This window comes from Xanthomonas cassavae CFBP 4642, from assembly GCF_000454545.1.
GTDB lineage: Bacteria > Pseudomonadota > Gammaproteobacteria > Xanthomonadales > Xanthomonadaceae > Xanthomonas > Xanthomonas cassavae.
The window spans coordinates 454,707-481,073 of sequence record NZ_CM002139.1 but is presented as its reverse complement, the minus strand read 5'-3'; the positions used below and the strand labels follow the sequence as shown (position 1 = coordinate 481,073).

At 66.5% G+C, this 26,367-nt stretch carries 20 protein-coding genes; 4 read left to right on the top strand and 16 right to left on the bottom strand.

Annotation, left to right across the window (positions count from 1 at the left end; all coding sequences use genetic code 11):
• Positions 1–112: 112 nt before the first annotated feature.
• The 6 genes from XCSCFBP4642_RS0102015 to XCSCFBP4642_RS0101990 all read right to left on the bottom strand — a co-directional run bounded on the left by XCSCFBP4642_RS0102015 (position 113) and on the right by XCSCFBP4642_RS0101990 (position 6,667).
• Positions 113–1,171, bottom strand: coding sequence for a LacI family DNA-binding transcriptional regulator (locus tag XCSCFBP4642_RS0102015; protein WP_029218312.1), 1,059 nt, complete (start codon positions 1,169–1,171; stop codon positions 113–115).
• Between the two features lie 141 nt (positions 1,172–1,312).
• Positions 1,313–2,893: a family 43 glycosylhydrolase gene (locus XCSCFBP4642_RS0102010; protein ID WP_029218311.1), complete on the bottom strand. Its 1,581-nt coding sequence runs from the start codon at positions 2,891–2,893 to the stop codon at positions 1,313–1,315.
• Between the two features lie 101 nt (positions 2,894–2,994).
• Positions 2,995–4,278 carry a TRAP transporter large permease gene (locus XCSCFBP4642_RS0102005; RefSeq protein WP_029218310.1) on the bottom strand — a complete coding sequence of 428 codons (1,284 nt, stop codon included), beginning with the start codon at positions 4,276–4,278 and terminating at the stop codon, positions 2,995–2,997.
• Positions 4,278–4,799, bottom strand: coding sequence for a TRAP transporter small permease (locus XCSCFBP4642_RS0102000; protein WP_029218309.1), 522 nt, complete (start codon positions 4,797–4,799; stop codon positions 4,278–4,280). The genes XCSCFBP4642_RS0102005 and XCSCFBP4642_RS0102000 overlap by 1 nt, the downstream gene beginning before the upstream one ends.
• A gap of 10 nt (positions 4,800–4,809) precedes the next feature.
• Positions 4,810–5,808, bottom strand: coding sequence for a TRAP transporter substrate-binding protein (locus XCSCFBP4642_RS0101995; RefSeq protein WP_029218308.1), 999 nt, complete (start codon positions 5,806–5,808; stop codon positions 4,810–4,812).
• A gap of 37 nt (positions 5,809–5,845) precedes the next feature.
• Positions 5,846–6,667 carry a 2-keto-4-pentenoate hydratase gene (locus XCSCFBP4642_RS0101990; RefSeq protein ID WP_029218307.1) on the bottom strand — a complete coding sequence of 274 codons (822 nt, stop codon included), beginning with the start codon at positions 6,665–6,667 and terminating at the stop codon, positions 5,846–5,848.
• 139 nt (positions 6,668–6,806) lie between these two features.
• Between XCSCFBP4642_RS0101990 and XCSCFBP4642_RS0101985 the strand changes: the two genes are divergently transcribed.
• The 3 genes from XCSCFBP4642_RS0101985 to XCSCFBP4642_RS0101975 all read left to right on the top strand — a co-directional run bounded on the left by XCSCFBP4642_RS0101985 (position 6,807) and on the right by XCSCFBP4642_RS0101975 (position 10,576).
• Positions 6,807–7,859: an alpha/beta hydrolase gene (locus tag XCSCFBP4642_RS0101985; RefSeq protein ID WP_029218306.1), complete on the top strand. Its 1,053-nt coding sequence runs from the start codon at positions 6,807–6,809 to the stop codon at positions 7,857–7,859.
• Positions 7,856–9,478: a carboxylesterase/lipase family protein gene (locus XCSCFBP4642_RS0101980; protein ID WP_029218305.1), complete on the top strand. Its 1,623-nt coding sequence runs from the start codon at positions 7,856–7,858 to the stop codon at positions 9,476–9,478. Before XCSCFBP4642_RS0101985 ends, XCSCFBP4642_RS0101980 begins: the two co-directional genes overlap by 4 nt.
• Before the next feature lie 165 nt (positions 9,479–9,643).
• Positions 9,644–10,576, top strand: a complete 933-nt coding sequence (locus XCSCFBP4642_RS0101975; protein WP_029218304.1) for a rhamnogalacturonan acetylesterase — start codon at positions 9,644–9,646, stop codon at positions 10,574–10,576.
• Between the two features lie 78 nt (positions 10,577–10,654).
• On the opposite strand, the gene XCSCFBP4642_RS0101970 is transcribed toward XCSCFBP4642_RS0101975, so the two are convergent.
• The 8 genes from XCSCFBP4642_RS0101970 to XCSCFBP4642_RS0101935 all read right to left on the bottom strand — a co-directional run bounded on the left by XCSCFBP4642_RS0101970 (position 10,655) and on the right by XCSCFBP4642_RS0101935 (position 23,783).
• The gene (locus XCSCFBP4642_RS0101970) at positions 10,655–11,803 is read right to left on the bottom strand and encodes an aldo/keto reductase (protein WP_029218303.1); all 1,149 of its coding nucleotides are present in this window, start codon (positions 11,801–11,803) and stop codon (positions 10,655–10,657) included.
• A 185-nt stretch (positions 11,804–11,988) separates the two neighbouring features.
• A complete protein-coding gene (locus tag XCSCFBP4642_RS0101965) occupies positions 11,989–12,456 on the bottom strand; it encodes a metallophosphoesterase family protein (protein ID WP_029218302.1) in 468 nt (155 codons plus the stop codon).
• Between the two features lie 156 nt (positions 12,457–12,612).
• On the bottom strand, positions 12,613–14,178 hold the full coding sequence (locus XCSCFBP4642_RS0101960; RefSeq protein WP_029218301.1) for a PepSY-associated TM helix domain-containing protein: 1,566 nt from the start codon (positions 14,176–14,178) through the stop codon (positions 12,613–12,615).
• Entirely contained in the window at positions 14,175–14,447 is a 273-nt protein-coding gene (locus tag XCSCFBP4642_RS0101955) for a hypothetical protein (RefSeq protein ID WP_026064062.1), read from the bottom strand. The genes XCSCFBP4642_RS0101960 and XCSCFBP4642_RS0101955 overlap by 4 nt, the downstream gene beginning before the upstream one ends.
• On the bottom strand, positions 14,437–14,736 hold the full coding sequence (locus XCSCFBP4642_RS0101950; RefSeq protein ID WP_029218300.1) for a hypothetical protein: 300 nt from the start codon (positions 14,734–14,736) through the stop codon (positions 14,437–14,439). The genes XCSCFBP4642_RS0101955 and XCSCFBP4642_RS0101950 overlap by 11 nt, the downstream gene beginning before the upstream one ends.
• A gap of 388 nt (positions 14,737–15,124) precedes the next feature.
• Entirely contained in the window at positions 15,125–17,308 is a 2,184-nt protein-coding gene (gene glgB, locus XCSCFBP4642_RS0101945; RefSeq protein WP_033897900.1) for a 1,4-alpha-glucan branching protein GlgB, read from the bottom strand.
• Between the two features lie 11 nt (positions 17,309–17,319).
• Entirely contained in the window at positions 17,320–20,670 is a 3,351-nt protein-coding gene (treS, locus tag XCSCFBP4642_RS0101940) for a maltose alpha-D-glucosyltransferase (protein ID WP_029218298.1), read from the bottom strand.
• Complete coding sequence (locus tag XCSCFBP4642_RS0101935) at positions 20,667–23,783, bottom strand: alpha-1,4-glucan--maltose-1-phosphate maltosyltransferase (RefSeq protein WP_029218297.1); 3,117 nt, start codon at positions 23,781–23,783, stop codon at positions 20,667–20,669. The genes treS and XCSCFBP4642_RS0101935 overlap by 4 nt, the downstream gene beginning before the upstream one ends.
• A gap of 360 nt (positions 23,784–24,143) precedes the next feature.
• Here XCSCFBP4642_RS0101935 and XCSCFBP4642_RS0101930 point away from each other — a divergent pair, with 360 nt between their 5' ends.
• Entirely contained in the window at positions 24,144–25,034 is an 891-nt protein-coding gene (locus tag XCSCFBP4642_RS0101930) for a hypothetical protein (protein ID WP_029218296.1), read from the top strand.
• Positions 25,035–25,176: 142 nt separating this feature from the next.
• Here the strand turns inward: XCSCFBP4642_RS0101930 and XCSCFBP4642_RS23830 are convergent, their stop codons facing one another.
• Both XCSCFBP4642_RS23830 and XCSCFBP4642_RS0101925 read right to left on the bottom strand, forming a co-directional pair.
• Positions 25,177–25,419, bottom strand: a complete 243-nt coding sequence (locus XCSCFBP4642_RS23830; RefSeq protein WP_235048260.1) for a hypothetical protein — start codon at positions 25,417–25,419, stop codon at positions 25,177–25,179.
• 164 nt (positions 25,420–25,583) lie between these two features.
• On the bottom strand, positions 25,584–26,204 hold the full coding sequence (locus tag XCSCFBP4642_RS0101925; protein ID WP_029218295.1) for a DUF4142 domain-containing protein: 621 nt from the start codon (positions 26,202–26,204) through the stop codon (positions 25,584–25,586).
• Between the last annotated feature and the right edge of the window lie 163 nt (positions 26,205–26,367).

Sequence of the window (26,367 nt, the reverse complement as noted above, 5' to 3'; positions counted from 1 at the left end):
CGATCGAGCCAGCTGTTCTCACCCTGTTGGGCACAACGCCCTGCAAGGTGGAGCGGAAGGCCGAAACCGTGGTGCGCGGCCCTTAATCTTCCGGCGCGGCACGACGCAGTGCTCAATCTTCCGGCGGTTGGCAGGAGTCGCGCACGATCAGGTGCGGGCGCACGCTGGCGGTGGGGAGCTGCGGGGCGTTGTCGGGCTGGATCAGCATCGCTGCGGCAGTACGCCCGGTGTCACGGGTGTGGCGGCGTACCGATGTCAGCGGCGGCCACAGCCGCGAGGCCAGCGAACTGTCGTCGTAGCCGATCACCGAGAGCTGGCGCGGAATGCTGATGCCGGCGCGCAGCGCCACCTTGTAGATACCGGCGGCCATTTCGTCGTTACCGGTGAAGATGGCGGTGGGGCGCTTTTTGCCCAGCAGCAGCTTTTCGGCCGCGGCCACACCCGATTCGAAGGTGTAGCCGGCCTCCACGATGCGTTCGGGCGGTAACTCGATACCGCGCCGGGTCAGCGCGTCGGCAAAGCCGGAGGTGCGCTCGATCGAGGAGCGGTAGGCGCTGGGGCCGGTCACCAGGGCGATGTCGCGGTGGCCGAGCGAGAGCAGGTAGTCGGCCGCCTCGGCCGCGCCGTCGCGGTCGTGGGTGATCACCGTCTGCGAGGTGGCGTCCAGCGCGATCGAGGCGATGCGGGTGTAGCGGCAACCGATCTCGGCCAGCATGTCGGCCAGCGCCTGATCCTCGGAGGCGCGCGGCACCAGGATCACCCCGTGCAGCTTCTGCGCCTGGGCGAAGCGGCGCACGCCTTCGATGTAGCCGGGGCTGCGGCTGTCGCAGGGATGCACCACCAGCTCGAAACTGGAGCCGCGCAGCGCGTCCAGCGCGCCGTACTGCATGTCCACGATGTACTGCGCGGTGGGGTTGTCGTAGACCATGCCGATCAGGAACGAGCGCCGGAACGCGAGCCCGCGGGCGAGCGGATCCGGTGCATAGCCGACCTCGCGCATCAGCGCTTCGACCTTCTCGCGGGTGTCCTGCCGCACCAGCGGCGAGTTGTTGATGATCCGCGAGACGGTCTTCTTCGACACGCCCGACATCCGTGCGATGTCGTTGATCGTGGCTACCTTGCCCTTCGGCAGGCCGGGCATTCCTTCTTCAGGCATCTTGCGGGCGGGCATAGCGGTCAACCAGTGAAGTTGATTGGATTCTACCGGCCCTGGAGCCGGCAGACCTGAGCGACGCCTGCCGCTGCACCGCAGCTGCCAGGCCGGGCCCGCCGCAGCGGGCAGCGCGGCGGCATGCCCTGCCATGCAGAACGGTCAGTCCAGGGCGCGGTAGCGGAAGTTGCGGAACTCCACCTGGCCGGGGCCTGCGGCATACAGCGCCGGCTTCAGGGCCAGGAACTTGCCGGCCACGTTGTGGTGGTAGCCGGACACTTCCATCTGCACCGGGTACTTGGTCCACGTCTTGCCGTCGGTGCTGTTGTGGATGGTGACGATGTGGCGGTTGTTGGTGACGCGCAGCCACAGCGTGCCGCCGGTGGCGCTGGGCGCCAGCGTGCCCGGGCCTTCTTCGCCGTAACGGTGCATGACGAAATTTTCGCCATTGCTGCCGACACCTGCATAGAGCTTGTCGCTGTAGAACAGCAGCGCCCCGCCCTGCCCGCCCGGGGCCACGGTCATCTGCACTTCGAACTGGTAGGCAGGGTCGGTGGCGATGACGGTCAGCGGCGAGGCATTACGTGGCGCGCTGCCCTTGCCCTGCAGGCGCAACACGCCATCGCCGACCTGCAGCCGCTTGGCTTCGTCGGCGGCCGGGTTGAAGAACGCCCACTGCGGGCCGAGCGCGGCGGCGCGGAAGTCGTCCGACAGCCCCAGCCCGTGTTGCAGCGCCTGGCCGCTGGGTTTTTTCAGCGGGGTGCCCAGGTCGCCGCCCTTGGCGACGAACCAACCGTCCGCAGTCCACTCGATCGGATCCAGCAGCGCCTGCCGGCCCAGCGTCCAGTAGCCGTGTTCGTAGCCGTGGTAGAGCATCCACCAGCGCTGGTCGGTGCCTTCCACCAGGGTGGCGTGGCCGCGCGACCACCATGGCTCGTCGGCGCTCCTGGTGCGGGTGATCGGGTTGTTGGGTGCGTTCTGCCAGGGGCCATGGATGGAGCGCGAACGCGCGGTGATCACCATGTGCCCGGTCGGCGGGCCGGCGGTGCCACCGACCGCGGTGGTCATGTAGTACCAGCCGTTGTGGCGGGTGATCTTGGGGCCTTCCTGGGCGTAGCCTTCCACGTCCCAGCTTTCCGGGTATTTCCAGCCGCCGTAGACGTGCTTGGGCGTACCGACCACCTTCAGGCCATCGTCGGACAGCTGCACATAATCGCCGCCGCTCAGGAACAGATAGCGCTTGCCGTCTTCGCCCACCGCATGACCAGGATCGATATACTTGCCAAGACCGATGTCGATCGGCGCGCTCCACGGCCCGTTGATGTCGTCGGCCCACACCACGAAGTTGCTGCGCTCGCCCTGGTCGCCGCGGCGGGCCGGGAAGTAGATGTAGTAGCGCTTGCCGTGCTTGATCAGGTCCGGCGCCCAGATCGCGCCGACGTTCTGGGTGATGGCATGGCCCAGCGGCTGCCAGTTGACCAGATCGCGCGAATGCCAGATCGGCAGGCCGGGGTAGGCATCGAACGAGGACAGCGTGAGGTAGTAGTCCTGCCCGTCCTTGAGCACCGACGGGTCGGGGTGATCGCCGGCCAGCACCGGATTGAGGAAGGTGCCATTGCCCTGGTCGGCGATGCGCTGGTGCTCGATGCCGCGCTTCCACTCGGCTGCCGCACTCAGGCCCGCACACAGCAACAACCCGCCGGCCAACAGCCAACGCACACCGGTCAACGAACGCACACGCATGCTTGCTCTCCTTGCCCCGCAACCAAAGGGCGATGCGGCCACCGACGCCTGGAGCGTCGGTGGCCTGGATGAAGGCGGAGACTTCCGCCGGACACGCCGCCTTACGCGCGCAATGCCCTAGGCAACCAGAGCGACAGCTCCGGGAAAAACGCCACGATCAACAGCACGCACAGCGCCGCCAGCCAGAACGGCCAGATGGTGCGCATGCTCTGGGCGATGGTGATCTGCCCGATCGAGGTCCCGATGAACAGCACCGAGCCGATCGGCGGGGTGATCAGGCCGATGCCGCCGGCCAGCACCATCACCAGACCGAAGTGGATCGGGTCGATACCGTAGGCCTTGACCACCGGCAGGAAGATCGGCGTGCAGATCAGGATCTTCGGCGCCAGGTCCATGAACATGCCCAGCAGCAACAGCATCACCACGATCATCAACAGCACCGTGTTCTTGCTGTCGGCGATGGCCTGCAGGAACTTTACCGCCGCCGCCGGCACCTGGAGGTAGGCCAGCAACCAGCCGAACACCGCCGCGGTGGCGATCACGAACAGGATCACGCCGGTGGTGCGCGCCGCATGCGTGACCGCGGCGAAGAACTCGGCCCAGCGCAGCTGGCGATACAGCAGCGCAGTGACGATCAAGGCATACACCACCGCGATGGCCGCGCTCTCCACCGCAGTGAAGATGCCGGCACGGATGCCGACGAAGATCAACGCGACCAGCCCCAGCCCCGGCAACGCGCCGATCAGGCGCAGCGCCACTGCGCGCCAGCCGGGGAACGGCTCGGTGCCGTAGCCGCGATGGCGCGCCACCGCATAGCCGGTGACCATCATCGCCGCGGTCATCAACAGCGCCGGGAAGATGCCGGCCGCGAACAGGTCGGCGATCGACAAGCCGCCCCCGGCCGCGGCCGAGAACAGGATCAGGTTATGCGAGGGCGGCACCAGCAAGGCCACCAGCGCCGCGGTCATGCTCACGTTCACCGCGTAATCGCGGTCGTAGCCGCGCTTGATCATCTGCGGAATCATGGTGCCGCCGACCGCCGACACATCGGCGATCGCCGAACCGGACACGCCGCCGAAGAACAGCGACGACAGCACGCTGACCTGGCCCAGGCCGCCACGCACGCGCCCCACCAGCGAGGACGCCAGCGCGATCAGGCGTTCGGAGATGCCGCCGCGCAGCATCAGCTCGCCGGCGAAGATAAACAGCGGGATGGCGATCAGCGAGGCCGAGCCGCTGCCGGCGGAAATCTGCTGCACCAGCACCACCGTGGGCAGGTCCAGATACAGCAGCGTGGCCAGTGCGGCCGCGCCTAGCGCATACGCCACCGGCACGCCGATCAGCAGCAGCACCACGAAGGTTCCCAACAACATCGCAATGCCCATCAGCGCACTCCTCCGGCCTGGATCGGGCGCAGCACACGCCACAGCTTGTACAAGGCAAAGACCACCATCAACGCACCGCCGATCGACAGCGGCAGGTAGTTGATGCTCTGCGGCATCTGCGCGCCGGCCATCTTGATATCCAGCCCATCGAGCAGCAGCGCCGCGCTCCACCACGCCAGCACCGCACCGATGGACATGATCATCAGCGGGCGAATCACTTCGAAGATTCTGCGCACCAGCGACGGCACGTGTTCGCCCAGCAGGTAAAAGCCGAAGTGGCGGTTGGTATGCACACCGGCCGCCGCACCCAGGCACAGTGCGGTGCTCAACAGCAACAAGGTCACCGGCTCGGTCCAGCTGGGCGAGTCGTTGAGCACGTAGCGGGTGAACACCTGCCAGCCCTGCACGACCACCAGGCCCAGCAAGGCCAGCGAGGCCACACCAATGGCAATGTCGGAAACGCGGTCCAGCGCGCGCTGCAACGGCGCGACCGGGACGGCAACGGTCTCGGGTTCGGTCATCGGGACACCTCTATGCAAAATCGCGGATGCGGCGGTACAGCGCTTCGATTTCCGGCTGCTGGCGGTATTCGACCAGCAGCGGGGCAGCGGCGGCGCGGAACGCCGGCATGTCGACCTGGTTGAGCTTCACGCCGTAGTCGATCACCTGTTTGCGCGCGATCGTTTCCGACGCATCCCACAACTGACGCATCACCGGCACCGACGCGCGCGCCAGTTCCACCACCAGGCCGCGATCGGCCGCGCTCAGCGATTCGAAGCTCTGCCGCGACATCACCAGGATGTCCGGCGCGTAGGAATGCTCGCTTTGCGACCAGTAATGCGCGGCCTCGAAGTGGCGGCTGGACTGGAAGCTGCGCATATTGTTTTCCGCACCGTCGATCATGTGCGTTTCCATCGCCGAGAACGTCTCGCCCAGCGACATCGGCGTGGGGTTGGCGCCCAGCATGCGCATCAGCTTGAGGAAGATGTCCGAGGAGGCCACGCGCAGTTTCAGGCCCTTGAGATCTTCCGGGCGGTGCAGCGGATGCTTGGTGTTGTAGAAGCAACGCGCGCCCGAATCGTAGATCGCCAGGCCGACCAGGCCGCGCTGCTCGAAGCTGCGCAGCACGCTGTCGCCGACATGCCCGTCGATGGCCCGGCGCAGGTGCGGCACCGAATCGAACACGTACGGCAGGCACAGCGCCTGGGTCAGCGGGAAGGTGTTGTTCAACGCACCGGAGTAGACGCGGGTGATGTCGATGGCGCCGAAGCGCGCCATGTCGATCGCCTCCGACTCGCGGCCCAGCTGGCCGGAATGGTACTGGCGCAGCTTGAGCCGGCCATTGGTGCGTGCTTCGAGCTGCTTGCCGAACCAGCGCACCGCCTCCACCGTGGGGTAGTCGCCCACGTGCACGTCGGTGGCGGTGAGCAGCTGACCGCCGGGGATCGGCGTGGTGGCGCCGGTACCCAGCCAGGGGCCGGCGGCGGCGGCGGCGAGTCCGGCACCGAGGAAATGTCTGCGTGTGATCATTGGCGCCCTCCCAAGCGTCTGGTCACGGGGTCCGCGCTTAGCTGGCGGACACGGCCGTACAGGAAATGTCGCCGATGCCGGCGAAGCGAATCAGGGCATGCTGTCCCACTTCGATGTCATGGATACCGGTGGCATTGCCCGTGGCGATGAGATCACCGCGCTTGAGCGAACGTCCGCGCTGAGCCGAACGGCTGAGTGCAAATGCGTAGGCCGCACGCAATCCGCCTGGCAGCGTGGTGGCGCCACCGGTGCCCACCACCTGGTCGTCGATCAGCGTTTCAGCGGTCAGCGCGGTTTCCTCGCGGCCCAGCCAATCGGTGACTTCCGGCCCCAGGATCAGCCCGTTGTTGTTGCCGAAATCCGAAATCACCACCCGCGGCCCCAACTTGTTGATGGTGGCCAGCGGGCTGCTGGCGATTTCCACGCCGATGAACAGCCGTGCCGGCAGCGCAGCGGCCTCGTCCGCGGTGTAGTGGGTCTTGCCGCTGGGCGCATCGGCCTCCAGGCGCAGGACGTACTCGGCTTCCACGGCGCCGAAGCCGCCGACGAAGACCGGAATCTCGGTTGTTCCACCGGTAGCATTCCAGAGCTTCTGCAAGAAGATCGGGCCGAGCAGACGCTCGTCGCCCGAACCATCGCGGCGTTCGGCAGCGATATAGCCCACCTTCCAGCCGACCACCTGGTCGTGCCACTGGCTGATGGCGATGTCCTGCACCTGATACGCGGTCACCAGATCGTCGGGGATTTGCCCTGGAAAGTCGCGAAGCGATGCGCCTGCACGGCGTGCCTCCACAAAGCGCTGGGCGATTGCGGACAGCGGGGATGTGGACGATGGCGGGGTGGCGGCGTCGTTGCTCAAGGGTGTCTCCCTGAAAGGTGTTTTGTTGCACTGCCAATCGACAGCGGCACGGTGTGCTGTATATGGTAAACCGGTGTCATTGGCAATGTGCAGTGCGGCAAAACTGGCCGCAGCAACGAAGCAACCCTGGGAGGGGTGGATGGAACAGGCAAGCCCGACGCGTGTGTTTGCCGCGTTTTCGAGCCTCATGCGCCGGTGCATGACGGTGATGGTGGTGGGAGCGCTGCTGGCCGGGCCAGTGCTGGCGGCCGAGGTACCCAGCGCCGATACCGCAGCCGAGCAGGCCAGCCAAATCCTGCTGTGGCCCAATGGGATGGCACCGGGAGACAAGCCGCTGCAGCAACCACAGCGCATCATCCAACGCAGCAGCGATCCTGCCCTGCCCGATCGCTACATCCAGCAGATCAGCATGCCTTACCTGGTGGTCTACCGGCCCAAGCGGCCGAACGGCACCGCCCTGCTGGTCACCCCGGGCGGCGGCTACCAGCGCATCGTGCTGGACAACGAAGGCAGCGCCTTGGTGCCAAGCTTCGTCGACCAGGCCGGCATCACCTTGTTCGTGCTGCGCTACCGGCTGCCGGGCGAAGGCCATCCGAACGGCGCCGACGTGCCGCTGGCCGATGCACAGCGCGCGCTGCGGCTGATCCGCGCCAATGCGGCGCGTTATGGCATCGATGCGTACCGGGTCGGGGTGATGGGGTTTTCGGCCGGTGGCCATGTCGCGGCCAGCCTGGCCACGCGCTATGCCGCGCAGGTGTACCCGGCGCAGGATGCCGCCGATGCCCTGAGCGCCCGGCCGGACTTCGCGTTGCTGATCTACCCGGTGATCGACATGGACAGCACCAACGCGCATCCGGGCTCGCGCGAGCGCCTGCTCGGCAGCGCGCCCAGCGACGCGCAGGCGCGTGCCTACTCTCCGCAGCTGCATGTGGACGCCCACACGCCGCCAAGCTTCCTGCTGCACGCCCAGGACGACAGCGTGGTGCCGGTCCGCAACAGCCTGCTGATGCACGACGCACTGCTGCGTGCCGGTGTCCCCAGCGAGCTGCACGTGTTTCCGCAGGGCGGCCATGGCTTTGGCACCGACCGCATCGCCGGGTTGACCCTGGCCGCCTGGCCGCAGCTGGCGCAGGCCTGGATTGCCCATATCACCACGCCACCGGCATCGGCAAAGAAGGACGCCGGGCGATGAGCGCACCCCGCGCGCCCGACCCGCGCCGCCGCGCGCTGCTGCAGGGTGGCCTGCTTGCGACCGCCGCGGCCGCCTTGCCCGGCGTTGCAGCCGCCACAGCGCCAGCGCCGCCACGCGACGACAGCGCACCGCTGGCGCACCTGCGCAGCGGCACCGTACGCGGCCTGCGCGATGCAGGCGTCTGCGTGTTCAAGGGCATCCCGTACGGCGGCGACACCGCCGCGCGGCGCTTCCAGACAGCGCTGCCGGAGAGCCCATGGCAGGGCGTGCGCGATGCCAGCGCCTATGCGGCGGCGGCGCCGCAGCTCAAGGCCAGCGAACCCACCAGCGAGAACTGCCTGTTCCTCAACGTGTGGACGCCGGGCCTGCGCGATGGCGGCAAGCGCCCGATCCTGTTCTACATCCACGGCGGCGGCTATACCACCGGCTCCGGCAGCGACCCGTTGTACGACGGCGTGGGCCTGTGCAAACGCGGCGATGTGGTGGTGATCACCGTCAATCACCGGCTCAACCTGTTCGGCTACCTGTCGCTGGCGCAGCTGAGCGATGCCGGCTTTGCCGACTCCGGCAATGCCGGGCAGCTGGACCTGATCCAGGCACTACACTGGGTGCGCCAGCACGCGGGCGAATTCGGCGGCGATGCCGGCAATGTCACCGTGTTCGGCCAGTCCGGTGGCGGCGCCAAGATCGCCACGCTGATGGCGATGCCGGCCGCGCGCGGCCTGTTCCACCGCGTCTGGACCATGAGCGGGCAGCAGGTCACCGTGGCCGGCCCGCGTGCGGCCACGCAGCGTGCGCAGTTGCTGCTGGATGCATTAAAACTTGCGCCCGGCGAGCTTGCGCGCATCCGCACGCTGCCGGTTACGCAACTGCTGGCTGCCGCGCAGCTGCGCGACCCCTCGCGGGTGGAAAACAGCGCGCTGTACTTCGGCCCGGTGCTGGATGCGCGCAACCTGCCGGTGCATCCGTTCTGGCCGACCGCACCGTTGCAGTCGGCCGCCATTCCGATGGTGATCGGCAACACCCGCGACGAAACGCGCGCGTTTCTCGGCAACGATGCGAAAAACTTCGCACTGAGCTGGGACGAGCTGCCTGCCAGGCTGGAAGCCCAGCAGTACGTGGACCTGTTGCCGCAGGTGGTGATTGCCGAATATCGCCGGCTGTATCCGCACTACTCGCCGTCGGAGGTGTTCTTCGCCGCGACCACGGCGGGCCGCTCCTGGCGCGGCGCGGTCGAAGAGGCCGAGGCGCGCGCACGCCAGGGCGCACCGACGTGGGTGTATCAGCTGGATTGGGGATCGCCACTGGAGGGCGGCAAGTTCGGCGCCTTCCACACGCTGGATATTCCGCTGGTGTTCGACACGATTGCCCAGCCCGGCTCGCGCACCGGCGATGGCCCCGCGGCGCAGCAGATGGCCGACCAGATGAGCGCCGCCTTGCTCGCGTTTGCGCGCCACGGCGACCCCAATCATCGCGGCCTGCCGCGCTGGCGCCAGTACTCGCTGCAGCACCGCGACACGTTGCTGTTCGATGTGCCGAGCCGGATGGACAACGACCCGCGCAGTGGCGAACGGCGGCTCTACCAGCAGGCGCCCTTCATCCAGCGCGGTACGTTCTGAGCGCTTTCGTTCCGGCGGGGCGATCGGCACCTGGGGTGCGGCCGCCACACGGGTACGAACGTTCCCAGACCGGAAGGCCTGCGCAGGACGGGCCGATTCCACAGCGCTGGCCGCCCCCATTCCGGCGAGCGCGTAGCCGTGTTTCAGTCGTTTTCGAGGCGATGCATGCATAAGTACGCTGTTGTTGCACCGATGCTGCTGACAGCGCTGGCCGCTGCCTGCCTGACGTTTGCCGATGCGGCCGCTGCCGCGCAGGTCGGCACGCCGCTCGCATCCAGGGCATTGGCCTCCACCGCCGCTGCGCCCGCGCTTGCGGCCAGCAAGATCGTGCTGGTCGGCGACTCCACCACCGCCGTGCAGGGCGGCTGGGGACCGAGCTTTTGCGCGCAGCATGTGAGCTCGTTTCTGAGCTGCCTCAATCTGGCGCGCGGCGGCCGCAGCACGTCCAACTACCGTGCCGAAGGTTCGTGGGACATCGCGCTGCACGAGCTGCGCAGCGGCGGGTATCGCCAGGTGTATGTGCTGATCCAGTTCGGCCACAACGATCAACCCGGCAAGCCGGGGCGTTCCACCGACCTGGCGACCGAATTCCCCGCCAACCTGCGCCGCTATGTGGTCGAGGCGCGTGCCGCCGGTGCGATTCCGGTGCTGGTCACGCCATTGACGCGGCGGCAGTTCGCGCGCGGTCAGTTGCTGGACGATCTGGCGCCCTGGGCCGAGGCCACGCGCACGCTCGCGCAGGAATTGCAGGTGCCATTGATCGACCTGCACGCGCGCAGCCGCACCCTGGTGCAAGGCATGGGCCCGGTGCTGGCGATGCGCCTGGCGCAGCGGCCGGCCGATCCGGAGCAGGTGCTAGCCGCGCAATCGGGCACCACCATCGGCAAGACCCCGGCGCAAACCACATCGACGCCAGCCGCGCCCGCTGTCGCCGCTGCGCGTGCACAGGACAACGCCAGTGCCGAGCCGATGGGCCAGGCCAAGCTGGCATTCGATTACACCCATCTGGGTGCCGAGGGTGCCGATCTGGTCGCGGCGATCGTCACCGACGAACTGGCCAGGCAAGTGCCTGCGTTGCGGCCGCTGTTGATTCCGTGATGGGTGAGGTGATGCCTGCTGCGTGACGTGGTGCATCGCAAGCGCAGGCGTTTGCGATGCACCCACCACGCGTGAGCCTCAGCCCACAACAGGCACCGGTGCATCCGCTTCGATCACCTGCTCGCGCTTGAGCTCTTCCCATACCGCTGCCGGAATCGCCACGCGCATCGAGGCCGCATTCGCACGCGCCTGCTCGGCCGTGCGCGCACCCGGAATCACCGCGGACACCACCTTCGGCGCAGCGGCAAACTGCAGCGATACTGTGCGCAGATCCACGCCGTGGCGCTCGCAGATGGCGAGTGCTTTCTGGCGCTTGGCCGGTGCCCATTCCGGCACGGTGCCGTCGTAGAGATAACGCTCGCGCCCGGCCAGATAGCCTGCCAGCAGCGGCGCACCGACCACCACCGATGCGCCGTGCTTTGCGATCTTCGGGAGGGTGCCGTGCAGCGCCTGCGCGTGGTCGAGCAACGAGTACTGGCAGGCCAGCAGGAAGATGTCCGGGTCGGCCTCCTCGATCGCACGCAGGGCCGGTTCGGGACGATTGACGCCAAAGCCCCAGGCCTTGATCAGGCCCTCCCTGCGCATCTTGGTCAGCTCAGGCATCGCGCCTTTCACCGCTTCGGCAAAGCGCTGTTCCCACGGCATGCCCAGGTCTTTCTCGTTCTCCGGCGACAGATCGTGGATGTAGGCGATATCGATCTGCGCCACGCCCAGCCGCTGCAGGCTGTCTTCGATCGAGCGACGCACGCCGGAGCCGCTGTAATCGTAGCGATACTCGAAGGGCGACGGCCGCTGCCACATCGTCTTCGGCGGTTTGTCGGTGGCGGTGAGCAGGCGCCCGACCTTGGTCGATAGCACATAGTCGTCTGCAGCGTGATTGTGCAGATGGTGACCGGTACGGCGCTCGGACAGGCCCAGGCCGTACCATGGCGAGGTATCGAAGTACCGCACGCCCGATTCCCACGCCGCAGCCAGGGACGCTTCGCTTTGCGCATCGCTGGTCGGCGCAAACCCATTGCCGATCGCCACGCCACCAAAGCCCAGTCGACTCGAGGGCCGATAGCGTGCGCCCTTGCTTGCGGGATTGGTCGGCAACGCCGATGCGGCGGCCTTGCCGCGCGTGGGCATCACGCTGCCCGGTGCGGAGGTCTGTGCCACCAACGGGGCAGCGGCCAATGCGGCGGTGCCGGCAGCGGCGGCGGAAAGGAACTGACGACGGGTATTCATGGAGGACATCCTCGCAACGACTCGATGCACAAGGATGGTCCCGCCTGCGTGCAGACAAGGTCAGCGCAGCGACCGCGGGCCTACCCATGCAGGCAGCGACCGCGCGATTCTGACGCCCGCGCAGTCGTTTTGCTGGCCGCTCCAGATCCATGCGCAAGCCTCTGTTGCACGGAATCCAACTTCCATCAGCGTATTTCCAGCAGCTGCAGCTGCGCCTGCGGCGGGCCATCGCCCAGCCACAGCGTGCCCACACTGATCGGCAAGCTGAAGCGACGCGGACCGGCGCTGCCCGGATTGATGTACAGCACACCGTCGTGCGTGTGCATCGACGGCTTGTGCGAATGCCCGCTGATGATCACATCGGCAGCAACATCCGCTGCCAGCGTTTTCAGATCGTGCAACACATGGATCCGCACGCCTGCGATCAGCAGATCCAGCGTTTGCGGAAGCTGCGCTGCCCAGGGCTTGTTGTCGATATTGCCGGCGATCGCATGCAGCGGTGCCAGCGCCTGCAGCGCGGTGAGGATCTCCGGCTTGCCCCCATCGCCGGCATGGATGATCGCCGCGCAGCCCTGCAACGCAGCCACAGCCTCGGGCCGCAGCACGCCGTGCGTGTCGGAGATCAGGCCAATGCGTAAGACGGCAGCCGTCATCGGGTGTGGGTGAAGGTGGCGGGCGATCAGGATGCACTGCCGGGTGAGGCCGTCGCGTCAACGGGCCAGGTTGTCGAGCCGGCCGCATGGTCAGCGACCAGGCGCTCGGCCGCAGGTGTTGCCCGGCCCACCGTGGCGTGCCAGGCATCAATCGCCTCAGTGCATCGACTCAGCGCGTTGCGCGCGCTTCCACGCCCAGACGCTGTTGGGATCGCCCTGCACTCCGCGCCGCCTGCTCGCACGCGCCAGTTGCCAGTACGCCCATGCCAATACCAAGGCGATCAGGTCCACGACCAGCACCGTTGCGTCCTGCCACGGCAACACCACGCCATGTGCCGGAACACAGCTGGCCAGCGGAATCAGCGCCGTGAGGACAGCGCAGGCCAGCAACGCCTCGTACACACCACGTGCGGTGGGACGGACCAGCGCCCACACCAACACGGTCGCAAAGACCGCGTAATAGACATAACGCTCCTGTCCTTGCGCAAGCAGGCGTGCGGCGATGAACAAGGCCGAGATGCCGGCGACGCTACCCAGGCACACGCCCACGGTGAGGCGCGCCATCGCGTGGGTGCGGCGCGGTTGATCCACCAGCCGACGCTTGCGGCGTGTTTCGATCCACAACAGGTTGCCGCTGTAGAACAGGAACGCACCGCCCAACCCGAGCAGGAAATACAGCCACTGCACCGGTGCATGCCCGAAGTTGCCGAAGTGCAGCCCTTGCAGTCCGCGCAAGGCGGCGGTGCCTGGTGACATCGTCCTTGGTTCGAGCACGCGCAGGACCTGGCCGGTTGCCGCGTCCAAGGCCACGCCACCGAGTGTGTTGAGGCGGCGCTGATCGTTGTGGCCATACACTTCCGCACGTGCATGGGCATCGCCTGCATCATGGAACCCGATGCTCTCCGGTACCAAGCCCGGGCTGGCTGCGCGCGCCTTGTCCAGCAGCACCGCAACCGGCAACACCGGCGCCGCACGCCTGGCCGGTTGCACATGCGGGGTGAGTTCGAACTCCGGCGCCAGGATCTGCATCAGCTTGCCGTCGAACACCAGGAACTGGAACGGCGCCAGCAACAGCACGCCCAGGCACAACACCGCGCCGGACCAGGCAAAGATCACATGGAACGGCAGCGACAACATGCCGACCACGTTGTGCGCGTCCTGCCACAGGCGCTTGAGGTTATGGCCCGGCCGCAGCGCGAACAGGTCCTTGAAGAACACCGGCGCGTACAGCACCACCCCGCTAAGCAACGCCAGCCCGTACAGCACGCTCACCACACCGAACAGATAGGTGCCGAACACGCGTGGCAGGCCGGCGGTGAAGTGCAGGTCGTAGAGGAAGTCGGCAAAGCCCACGCGCTGCGGCAGTTCCAGCAGGCTGCCATCGGCGGCCTGTTGATACTGCCGCATGCCGCCACTGGCCTCGGCCTGTGGCCCATACCAGTACAGCCGCGGGATCGGCCCGTGCTCGCCGGGCAGCAGCACCAGGAAGGAGTCGGCCACCTGCGGATGCCGGGCGATCACCGCATCCAGCAAAGTCTGCGCGGCGGCGACAGGATCTGCCGGCGCACGCTGTGTGACAGGCGGCGTGGCCTGCCAGCCGCTCAATTGATGCGTGAACACGGTGATGGCGCCGGCGTAGAAGGCGATGAACAAGGCCATGCCCGCCAACAGACCCATCCAGCTGTGGACCGACAGAAACGCGCGCAAGGTCGATGCTTTCATGCGCCCAGCTCCGTCCAGCCCAATGCCTTGATGCCTGCAAGCGCGAGGTAGCACAGCAGCGTCAGCCCGCCGAGCACGGCCCAGGCGCGCGATGCGCGACGGAACACGAACGGCAGCGCCATCGCACCCACCCAGGCCGGAAACATCAGCAGCAGCCATGCCAGCGTGTAACTCTGCTGCGGCCCCGGCAGCAACAGGGCGCACAGGCCGACCACGCCGACCGCCAGCGGCAGGCCCAGCACCACTGCGGCCAGCCACCTAGCCCACATGGCGCACCTGCCTGCGTTGCGTGCGCGCCTGCCGCCAGGCATCCAGACAGGGCAGCGCCACCGCCACCAGCATCAGCGCCGTCACTGCGGCGAAGATGCCGGCCCAGGTGCCCAAGGCCTGCATGGCGCAGCCCAGCGATAGCAGCAGCAATGCGCTGGCGCCGATGCGTAGCGCGCGCGCGGGCAGCCGGCGCTGCGGCCACAGGCGTTGATGCCGTGTTGCCAGGTAGAACGCCAGCGCCGACGCCGCAGCGGTGAGCAGGTAGCACCAGGTCATCAAACCGCTCATGCCTGCGCCCGCGTCGAAGCGGAGAAACGCAACACACCGAGCTGCGCTGGCCGCGCGCCGCCACCTTGCGCGCCGGCACACAGCGAATATGTAACCCACACTAGTGCATGCGCGCATCCAAGGATGCGCACACCATGGACAAACGGCTCAACCATCGAAGAAACCACCGCCATCAAAACGCCCACGCACAACACTCCCGTACACACGGTCGACGGAAGGCATGGCGGCGGCTGTGCCCGGCAGCCCTCCCCGGGCCGCCTAAGTAGCGGGTGGCACCCCTGCCGCACCGCCCGGTGGGCGCGCGCAGCGAGGTGTTGGCCGCTCTACGGCGCGCAATCTAACAGGTGCCACAGCGCCGGACCAGCGGTCCGGCGCTGTGTGTGCTGCATCAGTCCTGCGGCGTCAGCACGATGACGCCCAGCGGCGGCAACACCAACGGCAGGGATTGCGCATGGCCATGCATGGACTGCTGCTCGGCGCTCACCATACCGCCATTGCCCAGGTTCGCGCCGCCGTAGAGGCCGGCATCGCTATTGAACACTTCGCGCCACTGGCCGCCCTGCGGCACACCGATACGATAGCCGTGCTGCACCACCGGGGTGAAATTGATCACCACCAGCACTGGCGCATCGCCGCGCTTTGCCTTGCGCAGGAACGCGACCACGCTGTTGGCCGCGTCATCGCCGACCACCCAGGCAAACCCGGCCGGGTCGTCGTCCTGCGCGTGCAATGCGGGATATTCGGCGTACATCCGGTTCAGATCGCGCACCAGGGTCTGCACGCCGCGATGGCGCGGGTCGTCGAGCAGATGCCAGGGGATGCCGCCGTCGTGGTTCCACTCGGTGGGCTGGCCGAATTCGCAGCCCATGAACAACAGCTTGCGCCCCGGGTGGGTGAACATGTAACCCAGGTAGGCGCGCAGGTTGGCAAAGCGCTGCCAATCGTCGCCCGGCATGCGGCCGAGCAACGAGCCCTTGCCGTGCACCACTTCGTCGTGCGAGATCGGCAGCACGAAGCGCTCCGAATACGCGTAGACCATGCTGAAGGTCAGTTCGCCATGGTGATAACGGCGGTAGATCGGGTCCAGCGCCGCGTAATGCAGGGTGTCGTGCATCCAGCCCATGTTCCACTTGTAGTGGAAGCCCAGGCCGCCGTGCGCCACGTCGGCAGTGACGCCGGGGAACGCGGTGGATTCCTCGGCAATCATCACCGCACCCGGGGTGTGCTCACGCACCACCTCGTTGAGCCGGCGCAGGAAGGCGATGGTCTCGTAGTTCTCGCGCCCGCCGTGGATGTTGGGCACCCACTCGCCGGCATTGCGGCTATAGTCGCGGTACAGCATCGAGGCCACCGCATCCACGCGCAGGCCGTCCACGTGATAGCGCTGCAGAAACTCCATTGCACTGGCGATCAGAAAGCCGGATACCTCACGGCGGCCATGGTTGTAGATCAGCGTATTCCAGTCGCGATGGAAGCCCTCGCGCGGGTCGGCGTGTTCGTACAGCGCGGTGCCATCAAAATGCGCCAACCCATGCGCGTCGGTAGGAAAGTGCGCCGGCACCCAATCCACCAGCACGCCGATGCCCTCGCGGTGGCAGCGGTCGACAAAGCGGGCAAAGCCGTCCGGCGAACCGAAGCGCGCGGTGGGCGCGAACAGCCCTAGCGGCTGGTAGCCCCACGAGCCACCGAATGGATGCTCGGTGACCGGCATCAGCTCCACATGGGTGAAGCCCATATCGGCGACATACGGAATCAGGCGGTCGGCCAAGCCGTCCCAGTCCAGGTCCACGCCTTCTTCGCGCAGCCAGGAGCCGGCATGGATCTCGTAGATGCTCATCGGCGCGTCGTGCGCCTGGCGGCGCGCGCGCGTGGTCATCCAGCCGTCGTCGCTCCACTGGAACGGCGTGGGGTCGGCGACGATGGAGGCGGTGCCCGGCGCCAGTTCCGCGCGCCGCGCCACCGGGTCGGCCTTGGCCGGCAACTCGTGGCCATGCGGGCCACGCAGCTGGTATTTGTAATGTGCTCCGGGGCCGACGTCGGGCACGAACAGCTCCCACACGCCGGACTGGTGGCGCAGCCGCATCGGGTGGCGTCGCGCATCCCAACTGTTGAAGTCGCCCACCACCGCCACGCGCGTGGCATTGGGCGCCCATACCGCAAAGCGCGTGCCACGCACGCCGTTCACCTCCACCACGTTGGCACCCAAGGCATCGGCCAGCTGCAGGTGGTGGCCCTCGCTGATCAGGTGCAAGTCGAAGTCGCTGAGCTGCGGCCCGAAGGCGTACGGGTCGGCGGTGTCCTGCTCGCCGCCGGGCCAGCCGATGCGCAGGCGGTAGCCGCCCTGCGCCGGAAGGTCGCCGGCAAACAGGCCCGGTTCCGGGCCGGCCTCCAGCGCGATCGCCTGGCCGTCGTCGAGCACCGCACTGACGCGTTCGGCACCAGGCAGATAAGTGCGCAACACGCGCCCGCTGTCGCTCGGATGCGCGCCCAAGACAGCGAACGCATTGCCGTGGCGCGCTTCGGCCAGGGCGCGGATGACGCTGGGATCCCATCGATTACTCACTGCTGTCATTACTCCACTCATCATGTGTCCCCTGCACCGGCGCGTGCGCGTTGCAGGATGCGTCGCAACCCTTCGATCGGCACCATCAACCAGCCGGGACGGTTGGCAGCTTCATAGCGCACTTCGTAGCAAGCCTTCTCCACCAGGAACAGCAAGGTGGCGGCATTGAACGCCGCCGGCGCGATCCACGGATGGGCGCTGGCGTCGAGCACGGCATGGTAAGCGTCCAGGAAGGCCCGTGTGGAGCGGCGGCGGAACTGCACCAGGAATTCGTCCAGATGCGTGTCCACGCCCACCCCGGCGCGTGCGGCCGTGCCCTCCTCGCCACGCGCCGACACTTCGCTGGCGTAATCGAGCGAGCGCAGGAAGCCGGCCACATCACGCAGCGGGCTGGCCTTGGCGCGACGCTCGGCCAGCGGCTTGGCCGGCTCGCCTTCGAAGTCGATCAACACCACATCGTCGAAGGCCACCAGGATCTGGCCCAGGTGGAAGTCGCCGTGCACGCGCGTCAGCAGCGAATCGGCCAGCACGCTCGGCGCCTGGGCAAGCAGCGAATCCAGCTGCGGACGTTGCGCCAGGATGGCGTCCAGCGCTTCGCGTTCGGCCGGTTCCTCGCTGCCGGCCAGGCGGGCGTTGACGGTTTCCCACATCTCCTCCACCTGCCGCGCCACGCCCGCCACCACATCGTTGGCGGTGGGCAGGTCGATGCGCTGCGGGGCGAAGTCGGCATCGTCGGTGGCGCGCGACAGCGCCTCATGCAACTCGGCCAGGCGCTTGCCGACCACCGCGGCGAACGCGTCATACCCGGCAATGGCTTCGGCGCGGGCCTCATCGGTCTGCGCGGTGGCGTATTCGTCGAAGCTGCGCGCCAGATGATCCAGCGTCCAGCGCCAGGCATCGCCCTGGTTGCGGATGAAGCCCTGCAACAGCGCGATGGTGGTGACGGTGCCCTGGCCATCGATGCGGCTCACACTGCCCAGCAAGGGAGCAGCATTGGCATAGCCCATCTCGGTGAGCCGACGGCCGATCTCGATCTCCGGGTTGGCGCCGGTGGCCACATGCCGCAGCAGCTTGAACACCGCCTTGTCGGCCACCACCAGCGAGCTGTTGCTCTGTTCGGCCGACAGCCAGCGGATGTCCGGGTCGTCCGGGATCTCCAGCCTGGCCAGCGCCGGCGTCGCTTCGAATCGCACCTGGCCCTGCTGCGAAGCATCGTCGCCATCGCAGAAGTCCAGCGTCGCATCGGTGCGCAAGGCATCGATCACCCCGCGCACCATCGGCTTGAGCGCAAACGCATCGGTGAGATAGCCCACCTCGCGGCCCTGGCGCACGCGCGCCAATGCCAGCTGCTCGGCCAGCGTGCTGGGGTGCTCGCGCTCCCACACGATACCCACCGGCAGCATGTAGCACTCGTGGCGGCCGTCTTCCAGCTCTACCGCCAGCTCCAGCAGGCTCATCGGCTCATCGCCCGGCAGCGGCGTACGGCGCGAGATGCGCACGTGCTTGAGTGCCTGGTCCTTGGCCGAAAACCAGCGCCGCGCCGACAACCAGGCCGGCAGGATTTCGCCTTCCAAGGTGGGCAGATGCGGCAGTAGCGCAGCGCTTTCGTCGACATCGCTGCGCAGCACCAGCGTGCGGTAGTCCGGCAATGGCACCGGGCTGGGCACATGCCAATCCGGCAAGGTGCCCTCGCTGACCAGCTGGAAGGCATAGAAGCCGAACGGCGGCACGGTGAGCAGATAGGTCAGCCGGCCCACCGGCGGGAAGCTGCCGCCGCCGATGATGTCCACCGGCACGCGGCCTTCGAACTCGGACAGGTCCAGCTCCACTGCCTGCAACGTGTGCGACAGGTTAGCCACGCACAGCACGGTTTCGTCCTGATAGCAGCGCAAGTAGGCCAGCATGCGGCGGTTGCCCGGGTACAAAAAGCGCAGGCTGCCGCGGCCGAACGCCTGGTAGCGCTTGCGCACGCTGAGCACGCGGCGGGTCCAGGTCAGCAGCGAATGCTGGTCGCGGATCTGTGCTTCCACATTGACCGCCTGGAAGCCGTACAGCGGGTCCATCACCGGCGGCAGCACCAGCTGCGCCGGATCGGCGCGCGAGAAGCCACCATTGCGGTCGATCGACCACTGCATCGGCGTGCGCACGCCATCGCGGTCGCCCAGATGGATGTTGTCGCCCATGCCGATCTCATCGCCGTAATACAGCACTGGCGTGCCCGGCATGGTGAGCAATAAAGAGGTCATCAGCTCGATGCGGCGGCGGTCGCGCTCCAGCAGTGGCGCCAGTCGCCGGCGGATGCCCAGGTTGATACGCGCCCGGCGATCGGCCGCGTAGGTCTGCCACAGGTAATCGCGCTCCGAATCGGTGACCATTTCCAACGTCAACTCGTCGTGGTTGCGCAGGAAGATCGCCCACTGGCAGCTCTCCGGAATCTCCGGGGTCTGACGCATGATGTCGGTGATGGGGAAGCGGTCTTCGCGCGCGATCGCCATGTACATGCGCGGCATCAGCGGGAAGTGGAACGCCATATGGCATTCGTCGGCATTCTGGCCGAAGTACTGCTGGGTATCTTCCGGCCACATGTTGGCTTCGGCCAGCAGCATGCGATCCGGGTATTCGGCATCCAAGGTGGCGCGGATCTTACGCAGGATCGCGTGGGTTTCCGGCAGGTTTTCGTTGGAGGTGCCAGAGCGCTCGATCAGGTACGGCACCGCATCCAGGCGCAGGCCGTCCACACCGCGGTCCAGCCAGAAGCGCATCACTTCCAGCACCGCCTCCAGCACTGCCGGGTTGTCGAAGTTCAGATCCGGCTGATGCGAGTAGAACCGATGCCAGAAGTATTGGCCGGCCACCGGGTCCCAGGTCCAGTTGGATTTTTCGGTATCGCAGAAGATGATGCGCGTACCTTCGTATTCTTGATCGGTGTCCGACCAGACGTAGAAGTCGCGCTCAGGCGAGTCGGCCGGCGCGTTGCGCGCACGCTGAAACCAGGGGTGCTGATCGGAAGTGTGATTGATCACCAGCTCGGTGACGATGCGGATGCCACGCGCATGCGCCTGCGCCACCAGCTGCTCGAAATCTTCGATGCTGCCGTAATCCGGATGCACCGCCATGTATTCGGCAATGTCGTAGCCATCGTCGCGGCGCGGGCTGGGGTAGAACGGCAGCAGCCAGACGGTGTCCACGCCGAGTTCGGCGATGTAGTCCAGCTTGGAAATCAATCCCGGGAAGTCGCCGATGCCATCGTCATTGGAGTCGAAGAACGACTTGACGTGCACTTGATAGATGATCGCGTCCTTGTACCAACGCTGGTCGGCGACCACGGCAGACTGCTGCGCGTCGGCCTGTAAAGCGGGAACTGCATTCATGCGACCTCTCCTGCGCGGATGCGCCATAACGCGAACGGCCGCGTCGCTTCTAACCGGATGTGTTGGTGTTTGCCATGCAACGTAAAACGATGGCCGTCCCACAGGTCTTCCACCGCCACACCGGCGTGATCGGGCAGGCCCAGCTCCCATAGCGGGATTTCGACGTCCGCGTCCTGCCCCGCATGCGGATCGAGATTGATCGCCACCAGCACCATCGTGCGGCTACGCGACAGGTAGCCGGCATCCAGGAACTTGCCGAAGTACAGCACCTGATCGTTATGCGCCTGATAGAAACGCGTGCCCAGGTGCGACTGCAGCTCCGGATGCATGCGACGCAGCTGGTTGAAGCGGGTGATCTCCGCGACGATATCGCCGGGCGCACGCTCCGGCCAGGCGCGCAGCTGGAACTTCTCTGAGTCCAGATACTCTTCCTTGCCCGGCGCCAGCGGCGTGGCCTCGCACAGCTCGAAGCCCTGGTACATGCCCCATAGCCCCGATAGCGTGGTCGCCAGCGCGGCGCGGATCAGATGCCCGTTGCGTCCGCTGGTCTGCAGGAACAGCGGATTGATGTCCGGCGTGTTGACGAAAAAGTGCGGGCGGAAGCATTCGCGCGGCACGCCTTCGTTCAATTCCTCCACATACGCCTGCAGCTCGTGCTTGTGGTTGCGCCAGGTGAAATAGGTATAGGACTGCGAGAAACCGCACTTGGCCAGGCGGTACATCATCTTCGGCCGGGTGAAGGCCTCCGACAGGAACACTACATCCGGCCGGCGCCCGCGCACATCGGCAATCAGCCACTCCCAGAACGGGAACGGCTTGGTGTGCGGGTTATCGACACGGAACAGCGTCACGCCCTCGTTGACCCAGAACAGCACCGCGTCGCGCAGCGTCTTCCATAGATCCGGCACCGCGCCGCTGGCGTAGAAGTCGACGTTGACGATGTCCTGGTATTTCTTCGGCGGGTTTTCCGCATACGGAATCGAGCCATCTGCGCGCCAGGTGAACCAGTCCTTGTGGTCCTTCAACCACGGGTGATCCGGCGCACACTGGATCGCAAAATCCAGCGCCACCTCCAGCCCATGTGCACGTGCGGCCTGGATCAACCTGCGGAAGCCTTCGAGCCCGCCGAGTTCGGCATGCACCTCGGTATGCCCGCCGTCGGTTGCGCCGATCGCATACGGACTGCCGGGCTCACCATCGACGGCGGTGACCGAGTTGTTGCGGCCCTTGCGGTTCTTCGCCCCAATCGGATGGATCGGCGGCATGTACAACACGTCGAAGTGCATGGCGCGGATATGCGGCAGGCGCTGGATGACGTCATCGAACGTGCCATGCCGGTTGACATCACCGCTCTGCGAGCGCGGAAACAATTCGTACCAACTGGCGAAGTGCGCCGCACGGCGCTCCGATTCCACCCGGAAGGTGACCGGATACTCGGCGCGGAACGGCTTGTCGTCGGCCAGCGCCATTGCCTGCGCGGTCTGCGGCTCCAGCACGATGGCCAGTTGCTGCAACGGCTCGCTCTGCGCGCCGATGCGGGTAAGAATGTCCTGCAGCTGCGCTGCCAGGCCGCCTTCGCTGCGCGCATGCGCCGCCTTGACCACCGCAATGGCTTCCTGCACATCCACCGGCAGCACCGTATCGGCGGCACGCTTCTTCTCCAGATCCACATGCAACGTGGCGAAGACATCGCGCCAGCCTTCCACGCGGAATTCGTAGGTGCCGATGCGCTCCAGCGGAAACTCCGCGCGCCAGCGGTCGTTGCCCAATGCGCGCATCGGTGCGCTGGCCCAGCTCTTGGCATCGGCGGCACGCCACAGTACTGCCACCGCAATGCGGTCGTGTCCGTCGCAGAACGCATCGGCCTCCACGCAGATCCGGTCGCCCACGGTGCGCTTGACCGGGAAGCGGCCGTTATCCACCGACGGCGTTACCGACTCGATGCAGACACGTGGCCAGGTCCCGGCGGTCTGCGCGCGCGGACGCATGCGCGGCACCGCCAGCACATGCCGTGCCGGCACGCTGCGATACACCCGCACCTCGCCTGGCTCCAATGCTTCCAGCGTCGCGCCGGAGAGCGTGCTGCCGTCCTCGGCCACCAGCGCTTCGGCATCGCCGAACAAGCGCAGCAAATCAGAGGCCGGCACCGGCACCACACGACGGGTATCGCCATTGATCAATAACAAGGAGGGCAAGCCACCCAACGGCTCGACCGCCACCGCGGTGAGCCCGGTGGGCTCACGCAGCAGCGGGCGCAGCCGCATGCCGGCATTGCTACCCGGCAGCCGGTCGCCGTTACGTAAGGACTGCGGCAAGGCGTGCAACTGCGTCTCGTCCAGTAACCAGGCGCCGCCCAGCGCCTGGGCCAGCTGCCAGTGCTGTTCCGGCGCTGTGGCACGCATGCCGTCGGGCGCATCCAGCACCGCCACGACCTGCGCTGCCAGTGCGCGCAATGCCATGTCTTCTTCGAAGAACCAACTGCCGCGCCCATCCCACCAGGCCAGCGAAGAGAATGCCGCATCGAAGCCGGCGCCGGACAGCTGCTGCAAGGCGTCCAGCCCCAGACCCGGCGTCCATGCGGCGAACACCACCTCCGGTGCCTGCGCATGCACCCGCGCAATCAATTCGCGCCATCGCTGCGCCGGCACCTGCTGCGGCTGTAACAGGCGGAAGCCACCCACGCCCTGCCCGGCCCACTCCAGCAGCCGTGCGCTCCACCATTCCACCAGGGCCGCACCCTCCTGCGCATAGCTGAAGCGTGCCTCGGCCACCTCGGGCGTGGCCCGTGGCTGGCGCGGGTCCGGCACCGCCGTACTCCGCGCCCGAAACCACTGCGGATTGTCGCGCACCACTGCGCTGGCACCGCCCACCTCGTCCAGCCGCACATCGATCAATAGGGTCACGCCGGCCTGCTGCGCGGCCTGCACGGCCGCACGCAGACGCCCGGCGTGCGCGTCGTCTCCGCCGGTGGGCTCCATCAACCGGCCTTCGGCATCGCGCGCGAACGGCGCGGCCATCACCACATGGTCGCAGCCGGCATCGCGTGCAGCCGTGCAGCGCTGCTCCAGCCCGCTGGACGCCACAGTTGCGTCATTGAGATCACAGATCCGCATGGCCCCCCCCTAGCCGGCAACGGCGCGCAAACGCGCCGTGACGAAAGACCCCATGCGCTGTCCCCCGCGCTGCAACGCCGTTGGCGCAGCCGTACGGCGCACCCGTCCAACACTTGCCCGGATCACCCCTTGCCCGCGCGACACCGGGACGATCCTGCCTACCGTGACTGCAGTCATGCGCAACTCCGCAACGATTCTTGACCCATGCAGTCAAACACCCCCGTTGCGAATTTCATGTGTCGGTGGAATTGACGAAAATCCAACAAGCGTGACGTAGCAGCCGCGGCCACATGACGTTCTCGCGTTCCGAGTACCTTGCGATGCAGTAAGCTGAGCGCTCACCCTGCAAGGAGCGCACGGATGCGGAGCTATGTCGCGATGGCGTTTGTGATCGTCGCCGCGGTTGCACAAGCCAGGGAGCCCAAGCTGGAATCAAGGCGCGCACACGAAATTGCAACGCTTTGGCAGGACTTCAGTGTCAACGACGACATTGTGAAAGAGGACTCTGTGGGTTTCCTGCAGGTTGCCGACCTGGACCAGGACGGTGCTGATGAAATCGTCTACCTCGGCTCATCCTATTGCTCAGGATCCACCGCAGATTGCCCCAACGGCATCACGGTCCTCAGCAAACTCATTCCCAGAAAGGCACCCACCCTTGGCGCTAGCGCGGACCAGTGGGAAATCAGGGCGCGCAAGACCGGCTATACCCCGGATGCAACCGAGCAAATTCCTGGCGAAGTGATGGACCTGGCAATCTCCGGCAATCGCATCGACGTGACCTTTGTCGTACAGAGGCCGTCTTCCATCTGCAAGCGGGAATTGCGCAATGCGGACGGATCGGAGCGCTGTCCTGCACCGGGCCGTTACACCTGGGCCTATACCTGGAAGCGCGGCAGCCTGACGCGAGTCGCGCAGGGGGAGCGCTACGAACGGAACCCCTCAACGGCCAATTTCCCGGAGCCGGTGCTTGGCACATGGGTCACTGCCGGCGTTGCATGCGGCGATCCGGAGGCGGCCGATCCCAAGCACACCCTTACAGTGGAGCGGAATCGCATGACCGGCAAAGGCGAGCAACTGTGGCCTGCCGCGGTCACTCTGCTGGCGCAAACTCCCTGGGCCTGGCGGATCATCACCACTTCGGCGAAACCGCCACACAAGGAAGTCCCCGCCATCTTCATGCTGAGCGAAATGGAATCACGGCTGATCATTGCCGAGCAGACGCGGGTCAGGACGCTTGATCGCTGCCGCTAGGGAAACTCTGAACAACTCCCCCTGATCCTGCGACAATCGCACAGAGGCACCAGGACGATGACGATGCAACTGACCTTCGGCGACGCGGAGTACAACAGCAAGCGNTGCCGAAAACGGCAAAAAACCGGGGGTTTGAGCGCCCTCAGCGCGGCGGATGTGGCGTGTTTCGTTTTCCGGCTGCGTTGATCAGACCATCCCTAGGCGCCGAATCAGCCTGCTCCAACATCTGCAGCAACGGATAGCCGAACGCCGCAAGCAAGCGGTCACCGTCATGGGCATGCCCACCCGCCGCCCTGACAAACCGAAACACGCGCAAACGCCCCACCCAGGCGCGCAACTGCATCTCGGAGTGTTCTTCAGACAACCAACGAGACCAAGCGTCCATACCGTCCTCATTGCACTGAAACGTATCGCCGCTCACCGGCCAGACCTACCCGTGGATGGGCACTGTGTCCTTCGGGTGACGGGATGTCACGTTTGTAGCAGGGGCTGACGCCAACGCCGCTTGCAGACCAGGCGTGGCTGATCGGCGATCTGCCACGCCCACGCTCACATCGCCTTCTTGATCTCTTCCGCCTTCGCCAGGTGCTGCTCGACGTGCGTCTTAGTCTCGGTCAGGTGCTGCTTGACCGGCTCGGTCGACGCCACCGGCATCATCTGCATCTCGATCAGCTGCAGGGCGTCCTTGTGCCCGGCGATCATCGCGTCGATGTAGGCCGCAGCGTAGTCCTTGCCGGACGTCTGCCCCAGCGTGGACAGATCCTGCTCGCCCTTGCTCTCCAGCTTCTTGACGTCCGGGGTTTCGGCCAGCGTCCCCAGCGCCTTGGTCTTTTCCAGGTTCTCGGTGTGCTCTTTCTCCATCATCTTCGCGTACTCCAGCACCGCGCCGGTGACCTTCTTTTCCTGCGCCTGCTTCGCTGCGGTGATCTCGTGGTTGTCCACCGCCCCAAGCAAGCCAAGGGCGATGTCGTCTCCCGAACTCGCGCGTGCCGCGCCTTCCGGTGCCGGGCTGGTCTCGCCAACAGGCGGCGTGGTCGGGGTCGCCGCGCCACCGGTCGGCGTCGGCTCGGTGGACGCGGCAGGCGCTGCGGCCTCCTTGTCGGCATCCGGCTTGCACCCAGCGAGCGCAAGCGCCGCGACGACGGACAGGACCAACAGTGACTGTTTCATGCTCCACTCCTTACTCGATAGGAGAGAGCAGCATCTGCCTGCCCAGGTGAAGAAAGCTCCGACGTCCCCCCAAGTTTGAGTAGCGCCTTAGTTTGGAGTCCAATTCCCTACCCCGAGGAGATTGGACGTGAAGAAGCGTTTTTCCGAAGAACAGATCATTGGC